This is a genomic window from Streptomyces sp. PKU-EA00015, assembly GCF_013387495.1.
Lineage (GTDB): Bacteria > Actinomycetota > Actinomycetes > Streptomycetales > Streptomycetaceae > Streptomyces.
In genome coordinates, this window is sequence record NZ_JABZEE010000015.1 from 141,022 (window position 1) to 153,047 (window position 12,026).

A 12,026-nucleotide genomic window follows, 5' to 3' on the forward strand; every position below is an offset into this window, starting at 1 on the left:
CCCGGGACGTCCCGTCATCAGGTCAGTTGTCCTCGAGTGCGACCACGTGTCGATAGGCGCTTCGGACCTTGTCCTTGCCGATCTGGCCGGTGATGGTGTCCCACTCCGCGGCCACGTCGTCCAGCGCGCGCTGCGGAGACTTCTGTCCCGCGAGAGCCGCGGCGACGCCGTCGGCCAGTGCGGACATGTAGCCGTTGACACCCGGTACGCGAAGGTCGAAGACGCGGTTGATGCTCGACTCCATGCCGGAGAGTGTCTCGACGTACGACTCGGCGACGTCCTTGTCCCAGCCCTGCTGCTCCCAGAACTCCGCGTTGAAGTGCGCGTTGCGGTAGGGGTTGACACCGAAACGACCGATGGTCAGGTCCAGGGCTGTGTTGGCCTCGTTGCTGAAGAAGCACAGATAGTCGAAGGCCATGTTCTGGTTACGCGCACCCTTGGCCACCGCCGAGGTCCAGCCCCAGGTGAAGTAGGGAGCCTGGTTGGGCTTCTTGTCCCACTTCTTCGTGGTGCGGTTGTAGACCTCCTCGGATCCCGGCAACTTTGCCGCCCGGATCTTGTTGCGGATCTGGCCGTCCGGCTGCTGGCCCTGGATGAAGGCGTCGTCCCACGAATAGGACATCAGGCTCTGGCCACCGCCGAAGGACAGGATTTCGTCCCCCAGGCCGAAGTTGGCGCCGCCCGGTGCCCAGGTCGACTTGGCCTTCACCATGTCCTCGAGGGCGCGCACGAAACCGGGCGTGTTGATCAGCGGTTTCATGGTGTTGACGTCGAAGAAGAGGCCACCCTTGACATCCGGGTGCTTGACGTACGGCGCCGCACGGCTGATGAACGCCGAGAACGTCAGGTCGTCACGCTTGGTCACCTCGGCACTGCCGAAGTTCGGCTTGCCGTCACCGTCGACATCCTTGCCGCTGAAGAACGAGGCGACCTCCTGGTATTCGGCCCACGTCCTGGGAGTCCGGAGGTCCTTGCCCGTGGCCGCCTTGTACGCCGCCTGCCGCTTCGGGTCCTCGAGGACATCCGTCCGGACCTTGAGATAGTGCCTGTCACCGTCCACGGGGTACTGCACGACCTGTCCGTCCCAGGTCGCCACGTCCATGTAGGCCTTGGTGACGTCCTTCATGCCGGGAGTGTCCAGGTACTTCTTCGGCACCGGGGCCAGATAGGGGGCCATGTCACCGATCCACAAGGACGGGTAGAACATGACGTCGTACGCCGGCTGGCCCGCTTGCAGGGGCGTGAGGATCTTCTGGTGCAGCTCCCCGAAGGGGACGTTGACCACCTGCACCTTCGCCCCGGTGATCTCCTCGAACTGCCGGGCGTGCAGCTGGGTCGGCTCGCCGATGACGGGGACGGCATGGCTGATGATCTTCAGTGTCTGTCCGGAGTAGTCCTTACGGCTGATGGACTCATAGCTGCACGGCCCCGGGACGTCCTTGACCTTCGTCGCCGGGTACGCCTTGCTGTACGCCCGGTAGCTGATCTCCGAACCCGGCTTGAACATCGCGGGCTTGTCGGGCTTATTCTCCACCGGACCCTGGCCGGTGCAGGCAGTGGCGGAGAGGGCCACGGCGATCGCGGCGGCGACCACGCCCCTGTACGAACTCTTGACCATGGGAGTGCTCCTTCGACCGTCAGGGAATCAAGATCGCTCTGCCGCGTACGGCACCGGCGGACAAGTCGTCGAGGGCGTCCTGGAAGGACGCCAGGGGGTACCGCTGGGTGTGCAGGCCGACCCTGCCCTGGGCTGCCAGCACCATCAGCTCGGACAGGTCGTTGTAGGACCCCACGAGGTTGCCGATGAAGTTGATCTCGGTGGAGATCACGTCGATCGTCGGAACGTCGAGCCGGCCGCCGTAGCCGATCACGTAGTAGTTGCCGTTACGGCGCAGGCAGGCCACGCCCGTCTCGACCGCGCCCCCCTCGCCGACGAAGTCCAGAACCGCCTCGGCCCCGTGCCCTCCGGTGAGTTCCCGCACGCGCTCGGTCTCACTGCCGTCGGCGACCAGCGTGTGTTCGGCCCCCAGCTCCTTGGCGAGGGCGAGGGCATCCGAGCTCCGGTCGATCACGATGATCTCGACCGGAGAAAGAGCCCGGAGCACTTGGATACCGATGTGCCCGAGACCTCCGGCGCCGATCACCACGGCCCGGTCGCCCGGTCGCAGGATCCGGGCCGCCTTGGCGACGGCGTGGTACGCGGTGAGCCCGGCATCGGCCAGAGCGGCCACCGAAGCCGGCTCGAGGGACGGGTCGAGCGCCACGACCGAGCGGGCGGTGGTCTTCAGGTACTCGGCATAGCCCCCGTCGGCGTCGATGCCCGGGAAGGCCGAGCTCATGCAGTGCACGTCGTCGCCGGCCCGGCAGGCCCGGCACAGACCGCAGGTCACGAGAGGGTGCAGGATGACCGGGTCGCCGACCTTGACGTTGGTGACGGCCTGCCCCACCTCCTGCACCCAGCCGGCGTTCTCATGGCCGATGGTGTAGGGCAGGGCGACTCCGCTCTTGGCGGCCCACTGTCCTTCGAGGATGTGAAGATCGGTGCGGCAGACTCCCGCACCTCCCACCTTCACGATCACATCCAGCGGACCGGTGATCTGCGGGTCCGGCACATCCACGAGGACTGGCGGCTCGTCGTACTCGATGACCTGCACGGCTTTCATGGCGCTCCCTGCGATTCGGCGGGTGGACGGTGCGCCGATTACACAGGCCGCTGCTCGCAGGCCGATGTCTCAGAAACGGTCCGCGGATGTCTCAATGTGATACACGCCATAGGCGCGGCGTCATCGAGCTGTTCCAATCAGTCCATCGAGGGATGACGCGCGTGATACGGAAGTGTTAAATGCCCCGACGCCGGCCTGGCAGCTCGCTGACAGCAGCCAGAGAGCTGTATCTGGAAGTCACCAAGGATCCGAGCGCCCGCCCGCTCCTGGTCGCTTCGTGGCAGCGCTCGATCGAGTACGAGGTGAAGTCGAGCCGTATCAACGCTCCGTACCTCGAGAATCCCAATCTGGACAGCCCGCTCGCCAGGGCGGCGCTGCCGATCGTCAACAGGCTGCACGAGCAGCTCGCCGACGACCCGGTGTCCACGATGATCACGGACCGGGACGGCGTGGTGCTGTCCCGGAAACTCTCCCACGAGGGTCTGACGACGCGCCTCAACCGAGTGCAACTGGCCCCGGGCCACGTGTTCGCCGAGCGCTATGTGGGCACCAACGGCATCGGGACCGCGTTGGCCAGCGGCCGTCCGGTCATGATCGCCGGAAGCCAGCACTACGTCGAGGAGCTCCGGGACTTCCACTGTGCGGCCGTGCCGATCCTGCATCCCGTCCGGCGCACGCTGCTGGGAGCCTTCAACCTGACCACGCTCCGTCAGGGCTCCGCCGGGATGCTCATGGCCCTGGCCCGCTCCGTCGCGGGCCAGATCGAAGGCGAGATCGCCGCGATCAGCTCGCGACGGGAGCGGGCCCTGTTCCAGGACTACATGGACGCCTGCTCCTCGGTGCGCCCGGGACCTGTCCTGGCCCTCAACCCTGAAGTCGTCATGATGAACGAGCAGTTGAGATCAGCCGTGACAGGTCCGGATCACTACGCGCTGCTCGACCACGCACGGGAGATCGCCGCCGATGCCCGGTTCGAAGGGACACGGAGTATCGCCCTCCCCTCCGGACGAGTCGCCGAGCTGCGGGTCAGCCGAAGCCGGCGCGAGGACAGCGACGCGGGCGCAGTCTTCCGGGTCCGGGTCATCGGACGCCCCCAGCCCGGACCGGCCCTTTCCACCGGCCCCGGACGATCGGGCCTGGGGCTGGTGGGCTCCTCCCCGCAGTGGCTGCGCGCGGTCGCCGAAACCGAGGCGGCGTTCGTCGCCGGATCCTGGCTTCACCTCGTGGGCGAGGCCGGTGCCGGCAAGCGGACGCTGGTCCATGCCGTCCACCGGGCCCACAGTGCCGGGCGCCGGCTCGAGATGGTGGAAGCGCCGCTGTCGGAGTCACCGCACGCCGCCGAGCACTGGCTGCGCGACGTCCGCGAGCTGCGGGCCCGGCCGTCGACGGTGGTCGTCCTGCGCGACGTGCACCTGCTCGGCGATCAGCTGCGCCGGCAGCTGACAAGCCTGCTGGCGCACCCCGACGGGACCGCCCAGGGGCAATTGATCATGACCAGCCAACCGTCCATGGTCACGCCCGACGACGAGCTCGACCGTCTGTGTGGGGCCTCGGTGGAGGTGCCGCCCCTGCGTCATCGCTATGGCGACATCGAGCACCTGGTTCGGTTCTTCCTGCTCAAATACCGGCCAGGCGGAGAGAGCAGCTGCTCCCCGGACGCACTGGCGATGCTGGAGCGCTGTCCCTGGCCGGAGAACGTCCGACAGTTGGAGGCGGTGATCCGCGGCCTCGCACGGCGCCCGTTGGCGGGGACGATCCACGTGGACGATCTCCCGCCGGAATGCCGGGTGTCGTCCCACAAGGTCCTGACCACCATCGAAGCGCTGGAACGGGATGCCATTCTGCGTGGCCTGATGGAGCGCAACTCCAACGTCCAGCGCACCGCGCAGGACCTCGGCATCTCCCGCGCCACCATGTACCGCAAGATGCGCCGTTACGGGATCGTCCCGTCGAGCCTCACCTAGCTGCTGCTGCTGCTGCGGGGCGGGCAGAGCGGCCGAGCGGTGCGGGTGGCCGCTGGAGGACAAGAGGTGGTCCAGAGCCGTCCAACGGTGATCGTGACGGCATGTCGTGCGAGGCGGGGGGTAGGCGCGAGCCAACCCCCGATCCGCAGCGACCTTGCCCGAAGGAGGCTCCCCCCGTGCTGATGGCTCACCCTGTCGTCCTGCGCAATCTGCTCGAACAGTACGACGCGCTGCGTGTGCTGCGCGCCGAGAAGGGGTCGTCGCAGGCGCGACAGCGCATGGACGATCTGGCCTACACGCTGTGCGTCTCGACCGGAACGAGCGACGTGGCCGCCGCTCTCGTCGCAGCCCGCCACCGGCTCCCCGGGGCCCGCCCCGAGGACGACTCCCTGCTCGGCACCTGACCGTGCCCTGTTGAGCCGGCCGGCCACCTGCGTGGCGAGGATCGAAAAGTCCCGGACAAGAGACACCACATGCCCGAGGAGATCCGGTGAGCAAGAAGAACATCTTCGTGATCGGTCTGGACGACGCCAACCTGAACACCCTGTTGAACGTGCCGCATGCTCGCGAGTACCGCTTTCATCCGCTCCTGACCCTGCAGGAGCTGCAGGTCGGCGAGGTGTCCGTGCCCCGACTTCTGGAGAAGGCCGAGGGCGTACTGAACGCGTTCGACGGAAGCATCGACGCGATCGTCGGTTACTGGGACTTCCCGGTGAGCACACTCGTGCCCATCCTGAGTGAGCGGTACGGCACGCGCAGCACCACTTTGGAGTCGGTCGTCAAGTGCGAGCACAAGTACTGGAGTCGCCTGGAGCAGCAGAAGGTGGTGGAGGAGCACCCACGCTTCGGCCGGGTCGATCTGGAGGCCAGGGACCCGCGCCCGCCCGAGGGCGTCCGTTTCCCGATGTGGCTCAAACCCGCCCTGTCGTACTCGTCGGAGCTGGCCTTCGGCGTGAAGAACGAGGAGGAGTTCCGCGCGGCGGTGGAGGAGATCCGCGAGGGAGTCGGCCGCGTCGGTCGCCCGTTCCAGTACATCCTCGACCAGCTGGACCTGCCGCCGGAGATGGAGGGCATCGGAGGCCAGGTGTGTCTGGCGGAGGAAGCGCTGTCCGGCATCCAGGTCGCGGTCGAGGGGTACGTCCACCACGGCGAGGTCACCGTCTACGGTGCACTGGACTCCATCAACTATCCCGACAGCTCGTCCTTTCTGCGCCACCAGTACCCCTCCACGCTCCCCGAGCCCGTGGTGCGGCGCCTGCACGACGTCTCCGAGCGTGTGATACGCCGGATAGGGATGGACTCGGCGACGTTCAGCATCGAGTACTTCTACGATCCGCGGACCGACGCGATCAACCTGCTGGAGATCAATCCCCGGCACTCCCAGTCGCACGCCGAACTGTTCGAGTACGTCGATGGCGTGCCCAACCACCACTGCATGATCAGCCTCGCTCTCGGCAAGGACCCGAGCCTGCCCAAGGGCGCCGGTCGCTACAAGACTGCCGCCAAGTGGTACTACCGCTGGTTCGCCGACGGTGTGGTGCACGATGTGCCTTCCGATGAGGACCTCAGGCGCATCGAGCGGGAGATCCCCGGTGTGCGGGTCGACATGGTGCCCGAGGAGGGCCAGCGGCTGTCGCAGATGCCCGAGCAGGACAGCTACAGCTTTGAGCTGGCCCACGTCTTCACCGGAGGGGACAGCGAAGAGGATCTGCGCGAGAAGTACGACCGCTGCGTGGCCGCCTTGGACCTCACCTTCAACCGGCCCGCGTCGGCAGGCCGGGACGAGAAGAGCGCCTGACGCAGGACGGCCTCGTCCGACCGGTGTGCCGAACAAAGTCCGCGGCAGCCACCCAGCCCGAGCAAAGACAAGGAGAGAGCCGGCCGTATGCGCTGTGTGAGCAACCTGCCCTACGCGACAACGGAAGAGGAACACATCGCCGTCCCCATGTCCGACGGCGTCTGCCTGTCGGCCCGGATCTGGCGTCCCCTCTCCTCGGACGCGGAACCCGTACCGGCCGTGCTGGAGTACATCCCGTACCGCAAACGCGACCTGTCCTCGGTACGCGACTCCATCCACCATCCCTACATCGCCGGTCACGGCTACGCCTGCGTCCGCGTCGATCTGCGTGGCACGGGCGAGTCGGAGGGTGTGCTGGCGGACGAGTACCTGGAGCAGGAACAGAGCGACGCAGAGGACACCTTGGCCTGGCTGGCCGAGCAGCCCTGGTGCGACGGCAATACCGGCATGATGGGCATCTCCTGGGGCGCGTTCGCCGCCCTTCAGGTCGCCGCACGGCAACCGCCGAGCCTGCGAGCCATCGTCATCGCCTCCTTCACCGACGACCGGTACGCCGACGACATGCACTACATGGGCGGCGCCCTGCTGTCGGACAACCTGGCCGAAGCCGGCACCATGTTCGCCTACGCCACCTGCCCGCCGGACCCCTCCGTCGTAGGCGCGCGCTGGCGGGAGATGTGGCACGAACGCCTGGAGAACACCCGTCCGTGGGTGCTGCAGTGGCTGCGTCACCAGCGCCGCGACGCCTACTGGCAGCATGCCTCGGTGTGCGAGAACTACCAGGACGTTCGCTGCCCCGTCCTCGCCTCCAGCGGCTGGGCGGACGGCTACTCCAACGCGGTGACGCGTCTGCTGGGAAACCTGGACGTACCGCGCAAGGGCCTGATCGGCCCGTGGTCGCACAAGTACCCCCACCTCGGCGAACCGGGCCCCGCCATCGGTTATCTGCAAGAGGTCGTCGCATGGTGGGACCACTGGCTCAAGGGCGTCGACAACGGAATCATGGAAGGGCCCATGCTGCAGACCTGGATGCAGGACAGCGTGCCGCCCTCCACCCGCTACGAGGAACGGCCCGGTCGCTGGGTGGGCGAACCGGACTGGCCTTCACCGCATGTCGTGCCGACCGCCCACCCCCTCAGCCGGCATCGCATCGGCACCCCCGGTGAGACGACGTCGAGCAAGGATGCCCTGACCGTGCAGTCTCCCCTGTCCGTCGGACAGTTCGCCGGCAAGTGGGCCTCGTACAACGCGCCACCCGACCTGCCCTACGACCAGCGGGAGGAGGACGGCGGCTCATTGGTCTTCGAGACGGACCAACTCGTCGAGCCTGTCGAGATCCTCGGCTCTCCCAGCGTCGAACTGGACCTCTCGGTGAGCGAACCGGTCGCCATGGTCGCCGCCCGGCTGTCCGACGTGGCACCCGACGGCAGCGCCACCCGCGTCACGTACGGCCTGCTCAATCTCACTCACCGCAATGAGACCGGAACACCGGAGCCGCTGACACCCGGCACCCGCTACCGGGCGACCGTCCGCCTCAACGGCGTGGCCCAGGCCTTCCCGCCCGGACACCGCATCCGGCTGTCGCTGTCCACCTCCTACTGGCCGCTCGCCTGGCCCCCGCCCCGTCCAGTGCTGTTGAGCGTCTACGAGGGCACGAGCAGCCTGACGCTGCCGCTGCGCCCGGCGGGTGAGCCCGACCACCTTCCCCAGCGTCCGTTCGGCGAGCCCGAGGGCACAGCACCCCGCACCACCATCCAGCTGACCCCTCCGGAACAACGCTGGGAGGTCAAACGAGACCTGGTCGGCTACAACTCCGAACTCGAGATCGTCAAGGATCGCGGCATGGTGCGCTACGACGACATCGGCCTCGACGTCGGCCTGCGGGCTTACGAGAAGTACAGCGCGGTCGCCGACGACTTCACCTCGGTCAGCGGAGAAGCGACCTGGACAATGCGATTTCGTCGGGACGACTGGGACGTACGGGTGGAGACGCGCACCAAGCTGAGGTCCAGCGAGACCGAGTTCTTCGTCGACGCCACCTTGGACGGCTTCGAAAACGACCGCCGTGTCTTCTCCCGTACATGGAACGAGACACTGCCCCGCGACCACTTGTGAGGGCTGCGCGGTGGTGCCGGCCGACGCTCACCGTGCCGTCCCGGACCCGCTGCGCTGGGAGGCCCGCGAGCTCATCACAGGCAGTCGCCCGAGTGCGGTCCGCAGCGGCACCTGCCGGGCGGCTCCGCCGTGGACGATCCGGAGCTGCGCTGGACCAAGGGCCGCACCGCGCCAAGGGTGTTGGCCCGCGCACGTTATGGGTCCGACGCACCGGACAGGCGGCCTCCGGAGCGCCACACCACCGGGGGACGCAGAGTGGCCACAAATCACCCGTCCTACCCCTTGCACCGTGGTTTTTGTGGTGAAGAGGTGACGGGCCGTGTAGCGTCAGTGCCAGCTGTCATGGTTCCGAAGTACCGGTCGCCCGTGAGCGCGAGTTCACGGGCGATTTGCTGTTCAAAGCCTCTGAGGACCAGGGCGATCACCTCCGGCTCCCGCGCGGTGCGGGAACCGATTTCCAGTCCCCTTGGAGGGCAAATGGCCAGCGGAACAGTCAAGTGGTTCAACTCGGAAAAGGGCTTCGGCTTCATCGAGCAGGACGGCGGAGGCCCGGACGTCTTCGCCCATTACTCGAACATCGCCAGCTCGGGCTTCCGTGAGCTCCAGGAAGGCCAGAAGGTGAACTTCGACGTCGTCCAGGGCCAGAAGGGCCCGCAGGCGGAGAACATCACCCCCGCCTGAGCCACCTCGGTGTGACGCCCGCCCCGGTCTGCCGGGGCGGGCGTCGGCGTCCCGCCTTTCGAGCGGAGCGGCGGATGGCACCAGCGCCGCCGTGCGCGGCAGGGAGACGGCCGGGCCGACAGGCTCCGAAGAACCAGATCGTCCGGCACCCGGCCCAACACCGCGTGCCGCCGCAGGCACCCCCGGGTAGCGTCCGGGGCGTGAGCGCAGTGAGACGTGGGCCGGGAGTCGAACGCGGCAGGCCGGCCATGGGGCCCGAGCAGCTTCTGGCGTTCGGGGACGCGGTCTTCGCCATCGCGATCACGCTGCTCGTCCTCGACGTCGGTGTGCCGGACGGGCTGGCCCCCTCGGATTTCGGCGACGCGCTCCACGACGCACTGCCCGACGTGGGCGCGTATGTCCTCAGTTTCGCCGTCATCGGGATGCTGTGGCTGGCTCAGCATGCCCTGTTCACCTCGATCGGCCGGCTCGACGCGTGGCTGTTGTACCTCTATCTGGCGCTCCTGGCCGTGATCGCAGGGCTTCCGTTCCCGACGCGTTTGATCAGCGAGTACGGGGACACCGCTCCGGCGACGATGATCTACGCGGGAGCGATCGCTGCCGCCTCGAGCCTGATGACCGCGATGTCGCTACGGCTCGTCTGCCGGCCGGCCCTGGTGAAACCGGGCATCCCGCGCGAGACTCTGACCCGGTCCGTCCAGCAGGGCCTGGTCGTGGTGGTCGTCTTCGCGGCCTCGATGCCGCTCACCCTTGCCTCACCCGTGCTGGCGCAGCTCTCGTGGCTGGTCGCTGTCCCGCTGCGTATCTGGCTCTCCCGGCGATCCGGCACCGGTCCCTCTCCCGCCTAGGAACTCACTCATGGACCACTTGGTGGCCGGCTCGGTCTCACGGCCTGCTGGCTCCGCCCGAGCTGCTCCCTGCGACGATTCGTCTGCGAGCCTGTCCCCGGACCAGGCGGGCCCCCGCTGGTACGGCCCAGCGCGGCGGAGCGGTGGTGATGTTCAGGTCATCAGCGCGGTAGCGCCCAGCGCGAGCAGGGTGAGGGCCTTGGCCACCTCACAGACCACATAGAGCAGGTGTGCTCGCGAGCGGGGAACGTCCTCCCCGGACAGCACCCGGTCGGACCGGCGGTTGAGGGCGGGCCGGACGCCGACAAGCTGGATCACCAGCAGCGCGGTGGCGACGGCCGTCAGGACCCCCACCGCCGCCGGCGGATCGCCGACGGCGACGGCAGCGATCACGACAACGGCCAGTACGGCCTCGACGCGGTTGAGCGCGCGGAAGACAAGACGGCCGATGCCGAGCCCGATCCGTACGTTCACGCCTGGGCCCGAAACTTCAGCGGCGCCTCCAGGAAGGAGATGGCAAGCACCATCCCGAGCCAGACGAAGACAGCCGCGGCGGCCACGGCCGCCGAAGTGGCATGCATACGGTGTATTCCTCTCTCTACGACGTCCCTTGCGCCTGCGAGCCGGTCTCACAGGGACGGCCCTCGTCAGGGGCCCGCGCCGGTCGCGTCCGCCCCGGGTGCGGGCCCCCGCTCCTACTGGCCCAGCCAGAGGTCCGGGCCGAAGACCTCGTAGTGGATCCTCTCCGCGGGCACGCCGAGCCGCAGCAGGTCGCCACGCACCGCGCGCATGAACGGCAGCGGACCGCACAGGTAGGCGGTCAGATCTCCCGGGAGTGCCAGGCTGCCCACGTCGGCCTGGCCGGCCGCCGCCTCCGGTGCCTGGTCGCCGGGCACCTCGTACCACAGGTGGAGCCGGGCGTTCGGAAGTGTCCGCACCAGGCCGAGCTGCTCCTCGCGGTGGGCGTGGTCGGCGGGGGAGCGGTCGGCGTGGACCGCGATGACGCGGCGGGCCGAGCCGGTGGAGGCCAGTTGGCCGAGCATGGCCAGAATCGGCGTGTTGCCGATTCCAGCGGACGCCAGCAGCAGCGGGCCGTCGCGCTCCGGCAGGACCAGGTCGCCGAACGGCGCCGACACGGTCAGCGTGTCGCCCGGCTGTGCGTGCTCGTGGAGCCAGGACGAGACCTCGCCGTCCGGCCTCGCCATGTCGCGGACGCGCTTGACGCTGATCCGCCAGTTCGGCCGGCCGGGGGCGGAAGAGAGGCTGTACTGGCGTATCTGCCGGGCGCCGTCGGGGAGTTCGACCTGGACGCTGACGTACTGGCCCGGCCGGAAGGACGCCGCCGGCCGGCCGTCGCAGGGCCGCAGGAGAAAGGAGACGACATCGGGCGTCTCCTGGCGCCGCTCAGTGATCTCCATGCGCTGCCAGACCTCGCCCTCCGCTGCGCCCGCCTCCTGGTAGAGGCGGGCCTCGATGGCGATCAGGGCGTTGGCCATCAGCCAGTAGACCTCGTCCCAGGCCGAAGCGACCTCATCGGTGACCGCGTCGCCGAGCACCTCGGCTATCGCCGCGAAGAGGTGCCGGTGGACGGTCTTGTACTGGTCGGAGGTGATCCCCAGCGAGGCGTGCTTGTGCGCGATCCGGGCCAGCAACGCGTCGGGGCGCGCGTCCGGCTTCTCCAGGGGCAGGCCCGCGAACGCCGCGATGGAGCCGGCCAGCGCCTTCTGCTGCTCCCCGTTGGCCTGGTTGCCGCGGTTGAACACGTCGCGCAGCAGCTCGGGATGGGCATCGAACAGCTTCCGGTAGAACAACTCGGTGATGTTCCCGATGGCGGCTCCGACCGCCGGAAGAGTGGCCCGGACGACCGGGGCGGACTGCTCGGAGAGCACTGTGACTCCTAATAGGTAAATGATCTTCGTATTTTGAGGCGCGTGAGCCCTCGCTCTGACGCGCAGGT

9 protein-coding genes and 1 pseudogene are annotated in these 12,026 nt (G+C 68.1%); 6 read left to right on the top strand and 4 right to left on the bottom strand.

Going from position 1 to position 12,026, the window contains the following annotated elements:
* Window positions 1–22: 22 nt before the first annotated feature.
* Complete coding sequence (locus HW130_RS13890) at window positions 23–1,618, bottom strand: extracellular solute-binding protein (protein ID WP_177149846.1); 1,596 nt, start codon at window positions 1,616–1,618, stop codon at window positions 23–25.
* 19 nt (window positions 1,619–1,637) lie between these two features.
* Window positions 1,638–2,663, bottom strand: coding sequence for an NAD(P)-dependent alcohol dehydrogenase (locus HW130_RS13895; protein WP_177149847.1), 1,026 nt, complete (start codon window positions 2,661–2,663; stop codon window positions 1,638–1,640).
* A gap of 179 nt (window positions 2,664–2,842) precedes the next feature.
* On the opposite strand from HW130_RS13895, the gene HW130_RS13900 reads away from it, so the two are divergent.
* The 6 genes from HW130_RS13900 to HW130_RS13925 all read left to right on the top strand — a co-directional run bounded on the left by HW130_RS13900 (window position 2,843) and on the right by HW130_RS13925 (window position 10,069).
* Window positions 2,843–4,627 (top strand): sigma-54-dependent Fis family transcriptional regulator, encoded by a 1,785-nt coding sequence (locus tag HW130_RS13900; RefSeq protein WP_177149848.1) that lies wholly within the window; start codon window positions 2,843–2,845, stop codon window positions 4,625–4,627.
* A 176-nt stretch (window positions 4,628–4,803) separates the two neighbouring features.
* Complete coding sequence (locus tag HW130_RS13905) at window positions 4,804–5,031, top strand: DUF5133 domain-containing protein (RefSeq protein WP_177149849.1); 228 nt, start codon at window positions 4,804–4,806, stop codon at window positions 5,029–5,031.
* Window positions 5,032–5,117: 86 nt separating this feature from the next.
* Complete coding sequence (locus HW130_RS13910; RefSeq protein ID WP_177149850.1) at window positions 5,118–6,425, top strand: ATP-grasp domain-containing protein; 1,308 nt, start codon at window positions 5,118–5,120, stop codon at window positions 6,423–6,425.
* A gap of 87 nt (window positions 6,426–6,512) precedes the next feature.
* Entirely contained in the window at window positions 6,513–8,540 is a 2,028-nt protein-coding gene (locus HW130_RS13915; protein ID WP_177149851.1) for a CocE/NonD family hydrolase, read from the top strand.
* Window positions 8,541–9,017: 477 nt separating this feature from the next.
* Window positions 9,018–9,221, top strand: a complete 204-nt coding sequence (locus HW130_RS13920; protein ID WP_100105551.1) for a cold-shock protein — start codon at window positions 9,018–9,020, stop codon at window positions 9,219–9,221.
* Between the two features lie 200 nt (window positions 9,222–9,421).
* Window positions 9,422–10,069 (top strand): TMEM175 family protein, encoded by a 648-nt coding sequence (locus tag HW130_RS13925; RefSeq protein WP_309140429.1) that lies wholly within the window; start codon window positions 9,422–9,424, stop codon window positions 10,067–10,069.
* A gap of 153 nt (window positions 10,070–10,222) precedes the next feature.
* Here HW130_RS13925 and HW130_RS13930 read toward each other — a convergent pair.
* A pseudogene (locus HW130_RS13930) lies at window positions 10,223–10,650 on the bottom strand (hypothetical protein).
* Between the two features lie 114 nt (window positions 10,651–10,764).
* Window positions 10,765–11,958: a globin domain-containing protein gene (locus HW130_RS13935; RefSeq protein ID WP_309140430.1), complete on the bottom strand. Its 1,194-nt coding sequence runs from the start codon at window positions 11,956–11,958 to the stop codon at window positions 10,765–10,767.
* Window positions 11,959–12,026 lie beyond the last annotated feature (68 nt).

Bases quoted from the DNA above. Each gene is read 5' to 3' on its own strand.
- HW130_RS13895 (WP_177149847.1), bottom strand. From the start codon at position 2,663: ATGAAAGCCGTGCAGGTCATCGAGTACGACGAGCCGCCAGTCCTCGTG.
- HW130_RS13915 (WP_177149851.1), top strand. From the start codon at position 6,513: ATGCGCTGTGTGAGCAACCTGCCCTACGCGACAACGGAAGAGGAACAC.
- HW130_RS13890 (WP_177149846.1), bottom strand. From the start codon at position 1,618: ATGGTCAAGAGTTCGTACAGGGGCGTGGTCGCCGCCGCGATCGCCGTG.
- HW130_RS13900 (WP_177149848.1), top strand. From the start codon at position 2,843: ATGCCCCGACGCCGGCCTGGCAGCTCGCTGACAGCAGCCAGAGAGCTG.
- HW130_RS13920 (WP_100105551.1), top strand. From the start codon at position 9,018: ATGGCCAGCGGAACAGTCAAGTGGTTCAACTCGGAAAAGGGCTTCGGC.